General features: G+C 70.6%; 19 protein-coding genes. 3 read left to right on the forward strand and 16 right to left on the reverse strand.

The features are described from left to right. From BKN37_RS18705 to BKN37_RS18740, 8 genes are all read right to left on the reverse strand, one after another. Window positions 1-1,616, reverse strand: a 1,616-nt coding sequence (locus BKN37_RS18705; RefSeq protein ID WP_108772716.1) for a heavy metal translocating P-type ATPase, incomplete at its 3' end; no start/stop codon positions are given. A 16-nt stretch (window positions 1,617-1,632) separates the two neighbouring features. Then, complete coding sequence (locus BKN37_RS18710; protein WP_071028482.1) at window positions 1,633-1,890, reverse strand: hypothetical protein; 258 nt, start codon at window positions 1,888-1,890, stop codon at window positions 1,633-1,635. Further along, window positions 1,887-2,378 (reverse strand): DUF3093 domain-containing protein, encoded by a 492-nt coding sequence (locus BKN37_RS18715; RefSeq protein ID WP_423212811.1) that lies wholly within the window; start codon window positions 2,376-2,378, stop codon window positions 1,887-1,889. Before BKN37_RS18715 ends, BKN37_RS18710 begins: the two co-directional genes overlap by 4 nt. 147 nt (window positions 2,379-2,525) lie before the next feature. Continuing rightward, window positions 2,526-3,509, reverse strand: coding sequence for a porphobilinogen synthase (hemB, locus tag BKN37_RS18720; RefSeq protein ID WP_071028469.1), 984 nt, complete (start codon window positions 3,507-3,509; stop codon window positions 2,526-2,528). Between the two features lie 76 nt (window positions 3,510-3,585). Then, a complete protein-coding gene (locus tag BKN37_RS18725) occupies window positions 3,586-5,232 on the reverse strand; it encodes a bifunctional uroporphyrinogen-III C-methyltransferase/uroporphyrinogen-III synthase (RefSeq protein ID WP_071028470.1) in 1,647 nt (548 codons plus the stop codon). A gap of 35 nt (window positions 5,233-5,267) precedes the next feature. Continuing rightward, window positions 5,268-6,194 carry a hydroxymethylbilane synthase gene (hemC, locus tag BKN37_RS18730; RefSeq protein WP_071028471.1) on the reverse strand — a complete coding sequence of 309 codons (927 nt, stop codon included), beginning with the start codon at window positions 6,192-6,194 and terminating at the stop codon, window positions 5,268-5,270. Window positions 6,195-6,218: 24 nt separating this feature from the next. Next, complete coding sequence (locus tag BKN37_RS18735; RefSeq protein WP_071028472.1) at window positions 6,219-7,616, reverse strand: glutamyl-tRNA reductase; 1,398 nt, start codon at window positions 7,614-7,616, stop codon at window positions 6,219-6,221. A 123-nt stretch (window positions 7,617-7,739) separates the two neighbouring features. After that, window positions 7,740-8,006: a glutaredoxin family protein gene (locus tag BKN37_RS18740; RefSeq protein WP_423212812.1), complete on the reverse strand. Its 267-nt coding sequence runs from the start codon at window positions 8,004-8,006 to the stop codon at window positions 7,740-7,742. 74 nt (window positions 8,007-8,080) lie between these two features. Between BKN37_RS18740 and BKN37_RS18745 the strand changes: the two genes are divergently transcribed. The 3 genes from BKN37_RS18745 to BKN37_RS18755 all read left to right on the forward strand — a co-directional run bounded on the left by BKN37_RS18745 (window position 8,081) and on the right by BKN37_RS18755 (window position 10,518). Next, window positions 8,081-8,989 carry an HAD family hydrolase gene (locus tag BKN37_RS18745; protein WP_071028473.1) on the forward strand — a complete coding sequence of 303 codons (909 nt, stop codon included), beginning with the start codon at window positions 8,081-8,083 and terminating at the stop codon, window positions 8,987-8,989. Between the two features lie 114 nt (window positions 8,990-9,103). Further along, a complete protein-coding gene (locus BKN37_RS18750) occupies window positions 9,104-9,619 on the forward strand; it encodes an FAS1-like dehydratase domain-containing protein (RefSeq protein ID WP_071028474.1) in 516 nt (171 codons plus the stop codon). Window positions 9,620-9,630: 11 nt separating this feature from the next. Continuing rightward, entirely contained in the window at window positions 9,631-10,518 is an 888-nt protein-coding gene (locus BKN37_RS18755) for a cyclopropane mycolic acid synthase family methyltransferase (RefSeq protein ID WP_071028475.1), read from the forward strand. A 24-nt stretch (window positions 10,519-10,542) separates the two neighbouring features. On the opposite strand, the gene BKN37_RS18760 is transcribed toward BKN37_RS18755, so the two are convergent. The 8 genes from BKN37_RS18760 to BKN37_RS29275 all read right to left on the reverse strand — a co-directional run. Further along, on the reverse strand, window positions 10,543-11,595 hold the full coding sequence (locus BKN37_RS18760; protein WP_071028476.1) for a lysophospholipid acyltransferase family protein: 1,053 nt from the start codon (window positions 11,593-11,595) through the stop codon (window positions 10,543-10,545). A gap of 30 nt (window positions 11,596-11,625) precedes the next feature. Further along, complete coding sequence (locus BKN37_RS18765) at window positions 11,626-12,717, reverse strand: SDR family oxidoreductase (protein WP_071028477.1); 1,092 nt, start codon at window positions 12,715-12,717, stop codon at window positions 11,626-11,628. A 68-nt stretch (window positions 12,718-12,785) separates the two neighbouring features. Further along, on the reverse strand, window positions 12,786-12,887 hold the full coding sequence (locus BKN37_RS27945) for a 30S ribosomal protein bS22 (RefSeq protein WP_003402602.1): 102 nt from the start codon (window positions 12,885-12,887) through the stop codon (window positions 12,786-12,788). A gap of 555 nt (window positions 12,888-13,442) precedes the next feature. Beyond that, entirely contained in the window at window positions 13,443-13,706 is a 264-nt protein-coding gene (locus BKN37_RS18770; RefSeq protein ID WP_071028478.1) for a helix-turn-helix domain-containing protein, read from the reverse strand. Window positions 13,707-13,846: 140 nt separating this feature from the next. Then, window positions 13,847-14,707, reverse strand: a complete 861-nt coding sequence (gene proC / locus BKN37_RS18775; RefSeq protein ID WP_194074187.1) for a pyrroline-5-carboxylate reductase — start codon at window positions 14,705-14,707, stop codon at window positions 13,847-13,849. Between the two features lie 63 nt (window positions 14,708-14,770). Continuing rightward, window positions 14,771-15,577, reverse strand: a complete 807-nt coding sequence (locus BKN37_RS18780; RefSeq protein ID WP_071028479.1) for a thioesterase family protein — start codon at window positions 15,575-15,577, stop codon at window positions 14,771-14,773. Between the two features lie 19 nt (window positions 15,578-15,596). After that, window positions 15,597-16,433, reverse strand: coding sequence for a sugar phosphate isomerase/epimerase family protein (locus BKN37_RS18785; RefSeq protein ID WP_071028480.1), 837 nt, complete (start codon window positions 16,431-16,433; stop codon window positions 15,597-15,599). Between the two features lie 28 nt (window positions 16,434-16,461). After that, a partial coding sequence (locus BKN37_RS29275) for a hypothetical protein (RefSeq protein WP_165618363.1) occupies window positions 16,462-17,194 on the reverse strand: 733 nt, incomplete at its 5' end.

Below are 17,194 nucleotides of genomic sequence, written 5' to 3' on the forward strand. Positions count from 1 at the left end.
CACCACACCCCCCCCCCCACCCCCCCCCCCCCCCCCCCACCCCGCCGGCCGCGCCAGATGCGTAAAAGAGCCAGGCCCCAGCCAACCTCGACGGTGGTGCCGCGCTGCACCGGCGCGGGCGCCAGCAGGTCCACCCCGGCCAGCGACCCGGCCCGCGACACCCGCACCCGCACCCCGTCGACCACCCCGGACACCCCGGTGCCCGGCTCGTTGACGAAGGCGTCGGGCGCCGCCGGGTCCAGCCCCCGATCTCGGGCGGCGGCCACGATCGCGGCGGCCACCGGGTGCTCGGAGGCGGATTCGACGGCCGCCGCCCGGGCCAGCAGCAGGTCGGCGTCCTCACCGGGCCGCGGCGCCACCTCGGTCACGGCCATCACCCCGGTGGTCACCGTCCCGGTCTTGTCCAGCACGACGGTGTCGATGTGCCGGACCGTCTCCAGCACCTGCGGGTCCTTGATCAGGATGCCCAGCTGCGCGCCGCGCCCGGTGCCGACCAGGATGGCGGTCGGGGTGGCCAGCCCCAGCGCGCACGGGCAGGCGATGATCAGCACCGCCACCGCCGCGGTGAACGCCGCCGCGGCCGGCTGTCCGGCCAGCAGCCAGCCGGCCAACGTCACCGCGGCGATCATCAGCACCGCCGGCACGAACACCGCCGACACCCGGTCGGCCAGCCGCTGCACGGCGGCCTTGCCGCTCTGCGCGTCGGCCACCAGTTTGGCCATCCGGGCCAGCTGGGTGTCGGTGCCGACCTTGACCGCGCGCACCAGCACCCGGCCGTAGGTGTTCAGCGCACCGCCCAACACCGGGTCGCCGGGGCCGACGTCGACCGGCACCGACTCCCCGGTCAGCGCCGAGGTGTCCACCGCCGACGCGCCGTCGACCACCACCCCGTCGGTGGCCACCCGCTCGCCGGGCCGGACCGCGAACACGTCGCCGACGTGCAGCTGCTCGACCGGCACCCGCACCTCGACGCCGTCGCGCAGCACCGCGGCGTCCTTGGCGCCCAGCGTCAGCAGCGCCCGCAGCGCCGCCCCGGCGGACCGCTTGGCGCGCGCTTCGGCGTACCGCCCGGCCAACAAAAACACCGTCACCGCGGCGGCGACCTCGAAGTACACGTGCCCGCGCCCGGCGAGCACCGCGACCGCCGACCAGCCGTAGGCGGCCAACGTCCCCAGCGACACCAGGGTGTCCATCGTCGAGGCGCCGTGCACGGCGTGGCGCAGCGCGGCCCGGTGGAACGGGGCACCGCCCCAGGCCACGATCGGCGTGGTCAGCGCGAACACCAGCCACTGCCAGCCGGGGAACTGCCAGCCCATCACCATCGACAGCGCGACCACCGGCACGGCCAGCACCGCCGACCCGATCAGCCGGGGCCGCAGCCCGTCCTCCGGGGTGTCCTGGGTGGGGGCGCCGACCACCGACGCCTGATAGCCGGTCGACTCCACCGCGCGGATCAGGTCGGCGACCGACACCCCGGATTCGTGTTGGACGTGGGCGCGTTCGACGGCGAAGTTCACCGTGGCCTGCACCCCGTCCAGCTGGTTGAGGCCGCGCTCGATCCGCGCCGCGCACGCGGCACACGTCATGCCGCGCAGCTGCAGATCGGTGGTCACCATGCCGACGATCATACCCCTAGGGGGTATTAATGGTGTGTCTGCTTCGCCACAGCCGGGCCGCCCCGACCACGGCCAACACCCCGGCCAGCGTCGCCAGCAGCAGGGTCAGCAGCAACATCGGCGGGTCGTAGACCACCGAGGTGGTGGCCGGCTGCCCGGCGCTGATCGGGGCGACGGTCACCGTCGAGCGCACCTGCGACCAGCTCAGCGCGCAACCCACCGCCGCCGCGGCGGCCAAACCGAGTTCGACGGCGGCGCGGACCTTGGCGGTCACCACCGCGACTCCTCGTCGTCGTCGTTGACCGGTTCGGTGCGCTCCACCACCAGCGGGGCCAGCGCCGCCCGCAGTTGACGATGGTGCCGGGCCCAGGCCTGCGCCTTGCGGCCGCCGGTGAGCCGCAGCCCAATCCCGACGCGTCCGCGCGGCACCCCGGTCAGTTCGCCCAGCGCCCGGGCCGACTGCCAGGCCAGCACCTCGTCCCCGGATGCCGCCTTGTCGGCCTCCGGATAGATCTTGATGATCTCGCCGACCGGGATGGTTTCGGTGCCCTGGCGCAGGGTGTCTTCGGTCAGCTCGACCGAGGTGTGGATCCGGGCCGCCTTGACCTGCAAGCCGACGAACCCGGTCACCAGCACCAGGAAGATGGCCGGCATCAGCGGGTTGTAGCCGTAGCCGCTGTGCGCCTGGATCAGCAGCATCGTCACCGCCGACGCCGGGCCGGCCAGCACCCAATACCAGCTGTCGCCGCGTTCGTGGAACAGCGGCGCGGGGGGCGGCGGCGGGACGGGCGGGTCGGCGGACATGCTCGGGTCAGAGTAGCGGGTGTCGATGCGGGCCGACGAACGTGCAGCCACGGCGAAAAAAGTCGAGAAATCCCGCCATCAGTGCACGTTCGGCGCGGTGGGCGCTCACGTCAACCAGTCGGCCGCCGCGGCGGCCCAGTAGGTCAACACGATGTCGGCGCCGGCGCGCCGGATGCTGATCAGCGACTCCAGGGCGGCGGCATCGCCGTCGACCCAGCCGTTGGCCGCGGCGGCGGCGATCATCGCGTACTCCCCGGACACCTGATAGGCGGCCACCGGCACCGGGGACACCTCGGCGGCCGCGGAGACGATATCCAGATAGCCCAGCGCGGGTTTGACCATCACCAGGTCGGCGCCCTCGTCGAGGTCCAGCATCACCTCGCGCAGCGCCTCGCGGGCGTTGCCGGGCTCCTGCTGGTAGGTGCGCCGGTCCCCGGCCAGGCTGGAGTCCACCGCGTCGCGGAACGGGCCGTAAAACGCCGACGCGAATTTGGCGGCGTACGCCAGGATCACCACGTCGGTGTGCCCGGCGGCGTCCAACCCATCCCGGATGGCGCCGACCTGGCCGTCCATCATGCCGCTGGGCCCCACCACCTGCGCCCCGGAATCGGCTTGGGCCACCGCCAGTTCGACGTAGCGGGCCAGGGTCGCGTCGTTGTCCACCCGGCCGCGGGCGTCCAGCACGCCGCAGTGCCCGTGGTCGGTGAACTCGTCGAGGCAGGTGTCGGCCATCAGCACCGTGGCATCGCCGAGATCCTTGGCCAGATCCCGCAGCGCGACGTTGAGGATGCCGTCGGGGTCGGTGCCGGGCGACCCCACCGCGTCCTTGTCGCCGGCGCGGGGCACCCCGAACAGCATCAGCCCGCCCACCCCGGCGGCGACGGCGTCGGCGGCCGCCGCGCGCAGCGAATCCCGGGTGTGCTGCACCACGCCGGGCATCGACGGGATGGGGCGAGGGTCCGTTATCCCGTCGGCGACGAACATCGGCAGCACCAAATGCCGTGGCTCCAGCGAGGTTTGCGCCACCAATCGGCGCAACGCCGGCGTCGAACGCAACCGGCGCGGACGCTGCCGCGGGTAGCCAGTCATCCCGCGTTGACTCTGCGTGGAGGGCGGGGGTTACCCGCACTTTTCCGCCACCGGTGCAGAGTCAACGCGAGAGAAGTCATCGCCTGCGGCTCTTCTTACGCGGTGGTGGCAGCGCACCCTCGGCGCGCAGCCGGGCGGCGTGCTCGGCCAGCGCCTCCACCAGCGGGCCCACCGCCGCGGTCTCCGGCTGCACGTCGACCCGCAACCCGAATTCGGCGGCGGTTTCGGCGGTTTTGGGGCCGATGCAGGCCACGATGGTGCGGGTGTGCGGCTTGCCGGCGATGCCGACCAGGTTGCGCACCGTCGAGGACGAGGTGAAGCACACCGCGTCGAACCCACCGGTTTTGATCATCTCGCGGGTGGCCGCCGGCGGCGGCGCGGCGCGCACCGTCCGGTAGGCGGTGACATCCTCGATCTCCCAACCGCGTTCGCGCAGCCCCTCGGCCAGCGTCTCGGTGGCGATGTCGGCGCGCGGCAGCAGCACCCGGTTCACCGGGTCGAAAACGCTGTCGTACGGCGGGAATTCGTCCAGCAGCCCCAGCGAGGACTGTTCCCCGGCCGGCACCAGCTCGGGGCTGACCCCGAAGGCGCGGACCCGGTCTGCGGTGGCCTCGCCGACGCAGGCGATCTTCACCCCGGAGAACGCCCGAGCGTCCAGCCCGAACTCGCCGAACTTTTCCCACACCGCGCGCACCGCGTTGGTGGAGGTGAACACCACCCACTGGTACCGGCCGTCGACCAAACCCTTGACGGCCCTTTCCATCTGGGCCGGGCTGCGCGGCGGCTCGACGGCGATGGTGGGCACCTCCATCGGCAGCGCGCCGTGGGCCACCAACCGTTCGCTCATCTCGCCGGCCTGGTCCTTGGTCCGGGGCACCAGCACGGTCCAGCCGTACAGCGCCCGGCTTTCCCACCAGTTCAGCTTGGCCCGGTTGGTCACCGTCTTGCCGATGGTCACCACCAGCGGGCCGGTCAGCGGGCCGGCGGGGTCGGTGCCGCCCAGGACGGCGGGGTCGGTCAGGCCCTGCAGGGTGGTCTCCACCGACCGCTGCGCGCAGGTGGTGCCGTTGGCGGTCACCACGCACGGGGTGGAGTCGGCCAGCCCGTATTCGACCAGGGTGCGGGCGGCCTCGGCCAGGTGCGAGCCGGTGGCCTGCAGGATCAGCGGTCCGGGCGCGGCGGCCAACGCCGACCAGTCCACGTCGCCGCGCACGTCGGCCACGGTGTGCGACGAGCCCAGCGGCAGCCCGGCGTAGGTGGGCACCGCGCTGCTGGCCGGCAGCCCGGGCACCACCTCGAAGTGCAGGTGGGAGCGGGCCACCGCGTTCAGCTCGGCGATGACGGCGTCCACCGACAGCGGGTCGCCGGCCACCAGCCGCACCACGTCGGCCCCGGACTTCGCCTCGGCGGTCAGGGTCTTGGCCACCTCGGCGGGATCCCCCAACGCCGGGCGGATGTCGGGACCACCGGCCACCGCGGCGTCGGCGTCGGCACCATCAGCGCCGTCGGCGCCCGAGGCGTCGGCGGGGGCCGGCCCGGAGACCGGCGGCAGGTCGGCACCGATCAGCGACAGCACCGACTCGGGCACGTCGGGGTCGGTGAACACCAGGGCGGCGTTCGTCAGCACCGTCCGCGCCCGCATGGTCAGCAGGCCCGGGTCACCAGGACCCGACCCCACGAACACGATGCGGCCCGGCTTCGGCTTACGCCCTCGCGTCGTCATCAGTTACTCCCAGTCACCTCTCGTACGCGGGTGTCTCACCGCGCGTCCGACATCAGTTCCCGCGCACCCAGCTCGAACAACTCCGCGGCCACCGAGAGCCCCAGCTCCCGAGCTCGGCCCACGGTGCCGATGCCGGACGCGCGGATCACGTCGGATCCGTCCAGCGCCGCCACGCAGCCGCGCAGCGACAGCTCCTCGAAGACGTGCCCGTCCTCATCGATGGACTCGACCACCTCGGCGATCGCGCCCACCGGTGCGGAACAACCCGCCTCCAGTTCGGCGAGCAGGGCTCGCTCGGCGGTGACCGCCGCGCGGCTATCGGCGTCGTCGAGCTCCGCCAATGCCGCCGCCAGCGCGGTGTCGCCGGCGCGGCACTCGACGGCGAGCGCACCTTGCGCCGGGGCTGGCAACATCTGCACCGGCTCCAGCGTCTCGGTGACTTCGTCGAGGCGGCCCAGCCGGGCCAGTCCCGCCCGGGCTACCACGATGGCGTCGAGATCACCGCTGCTTACCCTGTTCAACCTGGTATCTAGGTTGCCTCGTAGGGGGCGAATTTCCAAACCGAGACCCAGTGCTCTAAGCTGTGCGGCCCGCCGCGGGGACGACGTGCCCACCAGCGAGCCCGTCGGCAACTCCGCCAGCACCAGCCCGTCGCGGGCCACCACCACGTCGCGGGCGTCTTGGCGCGGCGGGATGGCCGGGATGGCGAACCGGGCGTCGGGCGCGGTGGGCAAATCCTTGTAGGAGTGCACGGCGGCGTCGACGCGGCCGTCGTCGATGGCCTCGCGCAACGCGGCGGTGAACACGCCCACCCCGAGGCTGGCAATCGGCGCCATGGACTGGTCGCCGGCGGTGCGGATGATCACCAACTCCGCGGGATGGCCGTTGGCGACTAGGGCGTCGCGCACCGTGCCGGCCTGGGTGGTGGCCAGCGCGCTGCCCCGCGTTCCGATCCGGATCACATCGGCCAAGACGGCTCCCCGCGGCTACTGCCGCGACTCGGTGCTGCCACCCGAGATGCTGTCCGTAGGGTCGGGGGTGTCGGACCCCGTTGATACCAGCGGCAATTCGCCGGCGGTGGCCACCGCGTCGACGGCCTGCGGGTCGAGCTCGAACAGCTCGCGCAGCGCCTCGGCGTAGCTGTCGCCGCCGGGGGCGCCGGCCAACTGTTTGACGCGCACGGTGGGGGCGTGCAGCAGCTTGTCCACCACCCGGCGCACGGTGCGGGCCACCTCCTCGCGCTGGGCGCTGTCCAGCCCGGGCAGCCGGTTGTCCAGCCGCAGCAACTCCGAGGTGACGACGTCGGCGGCGCGTTGCCGCAGCGCGGTCACCGTCGGGGTGACCTCGGCCATCCGCTGCCCGGCCAGGTAGGTGGCAACCTCGCGGGCGACGAGCTGGCGGGCGGCCTCGGCGTCGGCGGCGGCCGCCCGGGCCGACGGTTCCCGCTGGATGCGGTCCATATCGGCCACCCACACGCCGGGCAGCCCGGCCACCGCCGGGTCGACGTCGCGAGGCATGCCCAAATCGCAGAACGCCAGCGGCTGGGCCACCTCGTCGCGGTGGCCGCCGGCCAGCGCGTGGTGCACGTCGGCCAGCGTCACCACCGGGCGCACCGCCCCGGTGCAGCTCACCGCCACGTCGGCGTCGGCCAGCGCGGCGGCCAGCCGGTCCAGGGTGAGCGCCTCGGCCGGGGTGCCGGACTCGCGGATCTTGCGGGCCAGCCGCTGCGCGCGCGGCAACGACCGGTTGACGACGTGGATGTGACCGATCCCGGCCCTGGTCAGGTGCGCCGCGGACAGCGCGCCCATCGCCCCGGCGCCGATCACCACCGCGGTTTTCCCGGCCAGGCCGCCCAATTTGGCGTCGGCCATGCCCAGCGCCACCGAGACCACCGACGCCCCGGCGGCGTCGATCGTGGTTTCGGAGTGCACCCGTTTGCCCACCGACAGCGCGCGCTGCGCCAACTCGTGCAGCACGCGGCCGACGGTGCGGTTGGCCTCGGCGGTGGCGTAGGCGCGGCGCACCTGCCCGAGCACCTGCTGCTCGCCGACCACCGCCGAATCCAGGCCGCTGGCCACCGCGAACAGATGCTCGACGGCGGCCTCGCTGTAGCGGACGTAGGCGTATTTGGTCAGGTCGGCCATCGAGATGGCGGCGTGCTCGCTGAGCACCTGCCCGATCACCGACAGCCCGCCGTGGAAGGCGTCCACCACGGCGTAGACCTCGACCCGGTTACAGGTGGACAGCATCATGGCCTCGGTCACCAACGGCGACTGCAGCACCTTGTCGACGATCTTGACCTGATCGGCTTCGTCGGTGCTCAGCTGCTCCAGGATGGAGACCGGCGCGCTGCGGTGCGAAACCCCGAAGAGCAGGACGCTCACGGCTTAATCACCTGGCCTGCTCCCTCGCATTCACCAGTGAACGAACTGACCTCCACGGTAAACGTTTACCAGCTGGGCTACCAAATTTGCTTGCCCGTTGGTTGCCGGCGCCTCGGCCTCGGATCAGGCCAGGTCGGCGCGCAGCCGGTCCTCGTCGAGCTCCCAGTAGCTGTGCTCGCGGCCGTCGAGCAGGACCACCGGCAGCCGGTCGCCGTATTCGGCCCGCGGTGCGGTGTTGCCCGCCGCGGCGGCCGCGTCGACATCGGTGGCGGTCAGGTCGAAACCCAGCTCGCCGGCCAGCTCCCCCAGCCGGGCGTACACCCGGGCGCACACCGCGCAGCCGGCGCGGGTCAGCAACTCCACCTGCGGGCGCTGGTTCACGGCGACCAGTGTGGCACCGGTGGCCACGCGAGTGCCAGATAAGGTTGAGCCAACACTGCGGCACACATTTGAAGGAGTCCGTGATGGCGTTCTCCGACTCGGGCAGCGCGGATCCGGCCGTGGCCGATGCCGGCGCGGTGGCCGCCGACGCCAGCGCCGAACGCGCGGTGGAAGGCGTGGCCGCCGACGCGGCGGTGCCCCCGGCGGACAGCGCGTCGCCGGTCGATCTGACCGCCGCCGCGTTCTTCGACGTGGACAACACCTTGGTGCAGGGGTCCTCGCTGCTGCACTTCGGCCGGGGCTTGGCGGCGCGCAACTACTTCACCTACCGCGACGTGGCGCGGTTCGTGTACGCGCAGGCCAAGTTTCAGCTGATCGGACGGGAAAACAGCGACGACGTCGCCGCCGGCCGGCGCCAGGGGCTGGCGTTCGTCGAGGGCCGCACCACCGCGGAGCTGGCCGCCCTGGGCGAGGAGATCTACGACGAGATCATCGCCGACAAGATCTGGCCGGGCACCCGAGAGCTGGCCCAGATGCACCTGGACGCCGGCCAGCAGGTGTGGCTGGTCACCGCCACCCCCTACGAGCTGGCCGAGACCATCGCCCGCCGGCTGGGGCTGACCGGGGCGCTGGCCACCGTGGTGGAATCGGTGGACGGGGTGTTCACCGGCCGGCTGGTCGGCGAACTGTTGCACGGCGCGGGCAAAGCGCACGCGGTGCGGTCGTTGGCGATCCGGGAGGGGCTCAACCTCAAACGGTGCACCGCCTACTCCGACAGCTTCAACGATGTGCCGATGTTGTCGCTGGTCGGCACCGCGGTGGCGATCAACCCCGACGCCGCGCTGCGGGAGCTGGCCCGGGAGCGGGGCTGGGAGATCCGCGACTTCCGCACCGCCCGCAAGGCGGCCCGGATCGGGGTGCCGTCGGCGCTGGCGCTGGGGGCGGCCGGCGGGGCTTTGGCTGCAGCCGTGTCGCGTCGCCACGAGCGCTGAGACTTCTTCGGCGTGGCGCCGAGTGTGTAGGTTGTGTTCGAGAAAATCGCCGTTTAGCGTGCACAACCTACACAGTCGGCACGCAGACGGCGCGCGAGCGGAGGGCAACCTGGCATGTCAGTGCACACAGAGTCGCAGGGAATCATCGGTACCCACTACCGGTTCCCGGACTATTTCCAGGTCGGCCGCGAGAAGATCCGCGAGTTCGCCGCCGCGGTCAAAGACGACCACCCGACCCATTTCGAGGAGTCCGCGGCCGCCGAGGCCGGCTACGACGGCCTGGTCGCCTCCCTGACGTTCCTGGCGGTCGCCGGGCGTCGCGTGCAGCTGGAGATCTTCACCAAGTTCGACATCCCGATCAACATCGCCCGGGTCTTCCACCGCGACCAGAAGTTCGAGTTCCACCGGCCGATCCAGGCCGGCGACAAGCTGTACTTCGACACCTACCTCGATTCGGTGATCGAATCGCACGGCACGGTGATCAGCGAGATCCGCAGCGAGGTCACCGACGCCGACGGCCGGCCGGTGATGACCAGCGTGGTCACCATGCTCGGTGAGTCGGCGAACCAGGACGCCGACACCGAAGCGGCGACCATCGCCGCGATTGCATCGATCCGCGGCCAGGCCTAATCTCCTCGGCTATGACCGATCGGGGCGAGCGCGCGCCTGACGCCGAGCTGATACCCCATTACGCGGACGTCCAGTCGCACTACGACCTCTCCGACGACTTCTACCGGCTGTTTTTGGACCCGACCCAGACCTACAGCTGCGCCTACTTCGAACGCGACGATATGACGCTGCAAGAGGCGCAGCTGGCCAAGATCGACCTGTCGCTGGGCAAGCTGGGCCTGCAACCCGGCATGACCCTGCTCGACATCGGCTGCGGCTGGGGCGCCACCCTGCAACGGGCCATCGAACGCTACGACGTCAACGTGGTCGGCCTGACGTTGAGCAAAAACCAGCAGGTCCACGTCGAGAACCTGTTCGACACCATCGACAGCCCGCGCAGCAAACGGGTGCTGCTGGAGGGCTGGGAGAAGTTCGACGAACCGGTGGATCGGATCGTGTCGATCGGCGCGTTCGAGCACTTCGGCTACGACCGCTACGACGACTTCTTCGCCCGGGCCTACCGGCTGCTGCCCGCCGACGGCGTCATGCTGTTGCACACCATCACGATGGTGAGCCCGGAAGAGGCCGAGGAACTCGGGCTGAAGCTGACCATGACGCTGGTGCGGTTCATCAAGTTCATCATGGACGAGATCTTTCCCGGGGGTCAGCTGCCGCGGGTGGCCAACGTGGAAGCGCACGCCACCAAGGCGGGTTTCACGGTCGCCCGGGTGCACCCGCTGCGCCCGCATTACGCCCGCACGCTGGACATGTGGGCCGCGGCGCTGGCGGCGCGCAAGGACGAGGCTATCGCGATCCAGTCGCAGCAGGTCTACGACCGGTACATGAAGTACCTGACCGGCTGCGCCGACCTGTTCCGCAACGGCAACACCAACGTGTGCCAGTTCACCCTGGTCAAGTAGTCGGCGTTCCCGCCCGCGAAGAACTCAGCCGAAGAACACGTTGCGCCGGCCGGTCAGCAGCCGGTACAGCGTCTGCTGGATGGTCTCGCGCACCTGGTCGGTCAACTCGAAGGTGACCATCGGGTCGTCGGCGGCGGACTCGTCGTAGTCGACGGTGGGGATCGGCTCGCCGAACGCGATATGCCACTTCGACGGCAGCGGCACCAGCCCGGCGGGCCCGGCCAGCGGGAACAGCGGGGTGATCGGAAAGTACGGCACCCCCAGCAGCCGGGCCAGCAATTTGACGTCGGCCAGCATCGGGTAGATCTCCTCGGAGCCGACGATCGAGCACGGCACGATCGGCGCCTTGGCCCGCAGCGCGGCCGACACGAAGCCGCCGCGGCCGAAGCGCTGCAGTTTGTAGCGATCCTTGAAGCGTTTGCCCAGCCCCTTGTAGCCCTCCGGGAACACCGCGGTCAGTTCGCCGGCGGCCAGCAACCGGTGGGCGTCGGCGGTGCACGCCATGGTGTGGCCCGCCTTGCGGGCGGCCGGGCCGATCACCGGCAGGTCGAAAACCAGGTCGGCGGCCAGCAGCCGCAAATCACGGTGGGCCGGGTGCTCGTCGTGCACGGCCACCGAGGTCATCAGCGCGTCGATCGGCAGCACCCCGGCGTGATTGGCCACCACCAGCGCCGCCCCGGTGTCGGGCAGGTTCTCCACCCCGCTGACCTCGACCCGGAACCACGACTTGAAGAAGAACCGCAGCAAAGGCAGCGCGACGGCGTTGGTGAAGTGCGGGTCGAAGCCGTACTCGTCGACGCTGTAGTCCCCGGTGATCCGTTCCCGGATGAACTGGGCGATCGCGGCGACCCGTTCAGCGAATTCGTTGGCGGAGGGTTCGGCCGCCGGGGCACCGGCGGCGGCACGGCGCTGGTCGATCTCGCGGATGACGGCGGCAATCTGGTCGGCCGACGCCCGACCCTTGCCGTCGTGGGCCACCGAGGGATGCCGGCGCGCCGCGTCGGCGCGCCGCTGCGCCGTTGCACGACTCGAATTCGAGTGCAACGGAATGACTTTCGCCTTCGAATCGCCCGCCACGATGACTACCTCCCCTCCCCGATCGAGAATCTATGCGCGGCTGCCCCAACGCTGAGCTGCCGCCACGGCGCGGCGCTCCAACGAGCGTACCCACTGCGGGTCGATGATCGGAGTGAGATCACGACCCCGTAAATAATCATCGAAGGCCTCGGCTGTGGACCATTTCGGGCTGTAGCCAAGGTCGTCACGCATTCTAGTCGTGTCCATCACTCGACCAAAGCTCAAATAGTCAAGTTGTTCACGATTGATCTCGGTGTAGCGGTTAGCCCGTCTCAACGAATCCACCGCCCACAGCCCAAAACCCGGCACTGGCACCGGGATTCGACCCGACCGCCGGATCGCCTGCGACATCATGATGATGCCGCTGGCACCGATGTTGAAGGTGCCGGGTTTCCCGGCCATGGTGGCGCGCTCCAACGCGCCCAGCGCGTCTTGCTCGTGCAGCAGCTGCAGCCGCGCGTCCCGGCCGAGCACCGTCGGGACCAGCGGGCCGGCCAGATACCGCGACAGCGCGGTATCCATCGCCGGGCCGATCATGTTCGCCAACCGCAAGATGGTGACCGCAATATCCGGCCGGCGCCGCCCCAGCCCGCGGGCATAGCCCTCGATGTCGATGCTGTCCCGCGGGAACCCCTCGCTGGGCGGACGGTGGCTGGTGCTGTCCTCGGTGAACATCACCGGATCGCGCGAACTGGACCCGTAGACCTCCGACGTCGACTTCAAGATCACCCGGCGCACCGACGGCGCCTTCTGACAGGCCCCGAACAGCTGCATCGCGCCCATCACGTTGAGTTCTTTCAACGCCGCCCCGCCCCCGGACCGCGGGGCGTAGGACGCCGCCGCGGCATGCACCACGGTGTCGACCTCGCCGTTGCGGATCACCTTGGCGATGAACGGGTTGCGGATGTCGGCGCGGACGAACTCGGCGCGGCCCATCCGGCGCAGCATGTCCTTGCTCGGCGCGATCGCGTCCACCGCGATGACCCGGTTGATCAACGGGTTTTGCACCAACCGTGCGGTCAGGTAGCCGCCCAGGAACCGGCAGGCGCCGGTTACCAACACCACCTTGGGGTAATGCCGGATGTCACTGCCGCCGCCGGTTGGGGGCCCCGCCGAATCCACGCCGATAGCCTAACGGCCGGACGGCAGTTGGGCAGGACGAGCCGCGAACCGCGGCAAAACGCGGGGGGCTACTTACCGAGTTTTCTGCGCTGCACCCGGGTGCGACGAAGCAGCTTGCGGTGCTTCTTCTTCGACATGCGCTTGCGCCGCTTCTTGATGACTGAACCCATGAACTCCGCTATCTAACTCTGCCTGCGCCTAACTGTGGCTGGCTGCTGAATCGACCTGGTTACCTTACCTGGGCGGGTGCATGGAACGGAAAACCGCGCTGCGCCGCCGTTGGCTCGGCGACTGGTTTCGCACCGATGGGGCGTCTGGGGCTTGCGGTGTGGCCGGTCCACACCGGGTTGTCGCGACCCTGCGGTGGGGGCATCGAGCCTGCGGTGTGCGCATCGAGACTGCGGTCAGGGCATCGAGACTGCGGTGAGGGCATCGAGACTGCGGTCAGGGCACCCAGCCTGCGGTGAGGGCATCGAGACTGCGGTCAGGCCGCGATTTCCCGACCAAACACGGCCTGGACGCAGGCTCGGCGCCGTAGATTCAGACTCGATGCCGTAGGCGCAGGCTCGATGCCCTGGCCGCAGACTCGGCGCCACAGATTCAGACTCGAAGCACCACGCGCAGGCTCGATGCCCTAGCCGCAGACTCGACGCGCCCACCTCAGGGTCGACGGGCATGCCGATCGCCCGGCCCCCACGGGCCGGGTGTGGTGTGGTCGCCGAAGGTCAGCCCGCGTCGAAGAAAGAGCTCTCCAACAGGTCATGCACGGCTTTGGCGTGCACCCGGAAGGATCGCCCGACTCGTACCGCAGGCAGCTCACCGTTATGCACCAAGCGGTACACGGTCATCTTGCTGACCCGCATCAACGCGGCCACCTCGGCCACGGTGAGAAATTGAGTTCTGCCCTGCTGACTGTCTGGTGCATTGGAGTCTCGCACCGATTTTCCACTAGCCGAATCCCGCGCCGAAGGCCCGTTCATTGACGTCATCGCAACCCAATCCAATCAGGCACCTGCAGCCCCAGCGGCTTCCCCTCCGCTGGCACGCACAAGTGCTTCCAGAGAGGAGAATAGCGGGACCAATGGGGTTACTGCGACTGGTGTGGGGTAATTAGTCAAAAATTCCTGAATTACTCCGTTGTAATTCTTAGCTGCTCAGAGCGGCTTTTTGCGGCCTGCACGGCGGCGTCGACGGTGGCCCGCAAACCCCCGCGCTCGAGTTCGCGCAGCGCCGCGGCGGTGGTGCCGCCCGGCGAGGTAACTGTCGCCCGCAGCTGCGCGGCGGTGGTGTCCAGCCCCGCCTCGCTGGCCTGCCGGTCGTGCTCGATGCGCTCCAACAGCATCGCCGCCGAGCCGGCCATGGTCTGCACCGCCAGGTCGGTGGCCACCCGACGGGTCAGGCCGACGCCGACGGCGGCGTCCACCAGGGCCTCCACCATCAGGAAGAAGTAGGCCGGACCCGAGCCCGACACCGCGGTCACCGCGTCCATCTGCGCCTCGGGCACGGTCAGCACGTCACCCACGCTGTCGAACAGCGCCGCGACCTCCTTGAGCTGCTCCTGGGTGGCGAAGCGGCCCTTGGCGAGCACACTGACCCCGGCGCCGACCAACGACGGCGCGTTGGGCATCGCCCGCACCACCGGCGTCCCGGCCGGCAGCTTGGACTCCAGGTAGCCGGTGGTGACGCCGGCCGCGATGGTGACAAACACCTGCTCGGGGCTGTCCTCGCCGGCCGACGCGGCCGCGTCGGCGACCTCGCCGATCACCGCTTCCACGTCGGACGGTTTGACCGCGACGATGACGAACGTCGCGGTCTCCACCGCCTCGGCCAGCGACGTCACCAGCACCGAATAGGTCTCGGACAGGTACTTGACGCGGGCGGGCAGCTTCTCGGCGACCACCAGGTCTTTGACCTGGCGCCCGGACCGCAGCAAGCCCGACAGCAGGGCCTCGCCCATGCTGCCGCCACCGATGAGTGCGATTCTGGCCATGGCCGACAGCATGGCAGATGGGCGATCGCCGGCGCGGCGCAGCCGGGCGCCCACCACCACCCGCTACGGCGCGGGCACCATCGCCAGCTGCCGCGACTGCACGATGATGCGGCCCTCGCAGTCCACCACGGTGTGGTCCTCGTCGAACCAGTCCTGCCCGATCTGCACGGTGGTGCAGATCACCCGCAGCCAGCCGTCGGCCGGCATCGCCCGCAGGTAGGCGGTGAGCTGCACGGTGGGCGCCCAGCCGGTGCGGTTGACCGCGAAGGTCACCGGCGCGGACACGTCGCCGCACAGCAACGCGAACAGCACGTCGGGCGCGGCGTCTTTGGGCCGCACCCACATCTCGATCACCGGCGGCCCGCCGTCGGTGCGCGGACCCAGCGTGGTCAGCGCCGGCCGGATGTCGCAGCCGTGCGCCAGGTGCACGATGTGCTCCATCGGGTGCCCCGGCCCGATCGGCGCCAGCCCGGGCGGGGGTTCGGGGGTCATCAACGGCACCACCGGGTTGAACGACAGCAGCGGCGGGGCGTGATGTTCGGGCTCCCCCAGGGTGATGACGGCGTGCACGGCGGTGCGGTCACCCTGGGTGAGTTCGACGTCCACGACGCTGATCCGGCGGCCGCGCTTGCGGATCGAGGTCACCAGCCGCATCGGGCCCGGATCGGGCGCCCACAGAAAATTGCCGGACACCGCGACGGGCTGCAGCGCATCACCGTGGGCGGTGCGGGCGGCGTTGGCGCACAACGCCAGCATCGCCCCGCCGTGCACCTTGGGGCCGATCGTCCAGTGCTCGTTGAGCTCGCCGGCGAAGGTGGCGTCGTCGACCCGCGCCAGCTTCATGGCGTCGGTGAACAGCGTCGAGCTCATCGAGAATCTCCTTGCCGGGTCAGCGCAGCAGGTGGGTGCGGGCGAACTGCAACGACTCTTTCAGCAGCGCTTCGCGCTCGTGCGCCGACCGCGCCCCCGAGGTGGTGACCTCCAGCACGACGTGGCCGGCGAAGTCCCCGCCGGCCAGCATCTGGCACACCTCGACGGTGGGTTGGCTGCCGCGCCCGGGCACCAGGTGCTCGTCGGCCGGCAACCCGTTGCCGTCGCACAGGTGCAGGTGCACCAGCCCCGAGCCCATCCGTCGGGCCATCTCCAGCGCATCGGTGCCCGCCGTCGCGGTGTGCGACAGGTCCAGCGTGTAGTGCGCGTGGTTGCCGTCCAGCGGGTCATACGACGGCGCGAACGCCGAGATCGCGGGTCCCGGTCCCCCGCCGCGGCGACGCATCCGCTCCATCGAGTCCCGGAAGAACCGGTCGGCCCGGAACGGGAACATGTTCTCCACGGCCACCAGGACGTCGCTGCCGGCCTCCAGGGCGGCCACCTGGTCGGCGAAGCCCTCGGCGTAGCGCCGCTGCCAGCGAAACGGCGGGTGCACCACGACGGTCTGCGCGCCGAGCCGTTCGGCGGCCTGCACGCTGCGCTCCAGCTTGGGAATCGGGTTGGCGCCCCACACCCGCTGCGAGATCAGCAGGCAGGGCGCGTGCACCGACAGCACCGGCACCGAATAGCGCCGGGACAGCTTGGCGACCGCGGCGATGTCCTGGCTGACCCCCTCCCCCCACACCATCAGCTCGACGCCGTCGTAGCCGAGTTTGGCGGCGTACGCGAAGGCGGCCTCGGTCCTCAACGGGTAGACCGAGGCCGTCGACAGGCCGACCTTGATGGCGGGGCGCACTGGGTTGTCTTAGTTGTCTGGCGGGCGCCTAGCCGGATCGCAACAGGGCCAGTGGTCCCAACGTGATCAGCAGGCCGACGGCCACCGCGATCAGCGTGCTGGTGGTGTCGACGGTCTTGCGGACCACCTGAACGGCGGCGACCAGGCCCAGCGTGACCAGCACCGACAGCACCAGCGCGACGATGTTCTGCCACTGCCACAGCTTTTCGAAGGCCAGGAACAGCCCGGCGCCGAACGCGACCGCCAGGATGGACTGCAGCACCACCAAGCCGCCGCGCAGCAACTCCTCGCGCTGGGTCAGCGGGTGCGCGTCGGCCACGTCGTCGACCAGGTCGTCCTCGATATCGTCGTGGTCCTCGTCGAGGTCCACCAGGTCCTCGTCGCCGAGATCCTCGTCGAGGTCGGCCAGGTCGTCATCGACGTCGTCGCCGCCGCGCCGCTTGCCGAAGAAGCCCCGGGCCGATCCCAGGTAGGACCGCACGTAGGCGGAATCGTCGGTGGGCAGCTCGGCGTCGCGGACGTCGGTGTCCATCACGTCGACTTCCATGTCGGCGTAGTTGTCGACCGGATCCGGGCTCATCTGCTCGGCGCCGGATTCCACGCCCGGTCGCCCGTACGCTTCGCCGTGGCGGATCGGGCGGGGGTAGGCGCTGCGCTCCGGGCCGGGTCCGCGCCGTCGCTGCGGCGGCGACGCCGGCCACCGCGGACCGGGTTCGGACCAGGTCACCGGCTCGGGGCGGCGCTCGGCCTCGCGGAGGGGC

This window comes from Mycobacterium talmoniae (assembly GCF_001854525.1).
Classification (GTDB): domain Bacteria; phylum Actinomycetota; class Actinomycetes; order Mycobacteriales; family Mycobacteriaceae; genus Mycobacterium; species Mycobacterium talmoniae.

What these genes read in the sequence shown, in the direction of transcription:
- BKN37_RS18755 (WP_071028475.1), top strand. Translation starts at nt 9,631, where the DNA reads ATGACCGATCGGGGCGAGCGCGCGCCTGACGCCGAGCTGATACCCCAT.
- proC (WP_194074187.1), bottom strand. Translation starts at nt 14,707, where the DNA reads ATGGCCAGAATCGCACTCATCGGTGGCGGCAGCATGGGCGAGGCCCTG.
- BKN37_RS18780 (WP_071028479.1), bottom strand. Translation starts at nt 15,577, where the DNA reads ATGAGCTCGACGCTGTTCACCGACGCCATGAAGCTGGCGCGGGTCGAC.
- BKN37_RS18725 (WP_071028470.1), bottom strand. Translation starts at nt 5,232, where the DNA reads ATGACGACGCGAGGGCGTAAGCCGAAGCCGGGCCGCATCGTGTTCGTG.
- BKN37_RS27945 (WP_003402602.1), bottom strand. Translation starts at nt 12,887, where the DNA reads ATGGGTTCAGTCATCAAGAAGCGGCGCAAGCGCATGTCGAAGAAGAAG.
- BKN37_RS18770 (WP_071028478.1), bottom strand. Translation starts at nt 13,706, where the DNA reads ATGACGTCAATGAACGGGCCTTCGGCGCGGGATTCGGCTAGTGGAAAA.
- hemB (WP_071028469.1), bottom strand. Translation starts at nt 3,509, where the DNA reads ATGACTGGCTACCCGCGGCAGCGTCCGCGCCGGTTGCGTTCGACGCCG.
- BKN37_RS18750 (WP_071028474.1), top strand. Translation starts at nt 9,104, where the DNA reads ATGTCAGTGCACACAGAGTCGCAGGGAATCATCGGTACCCACTACCGG.
- BKN37_RS18745 (WP_071028473.1), top strand. Translation starts at nt 8,081, where the DNA reads ATGGCGTTCTCCGACTCGGGCAGCGCGGATCCGGCCGTGGCCGATGCC.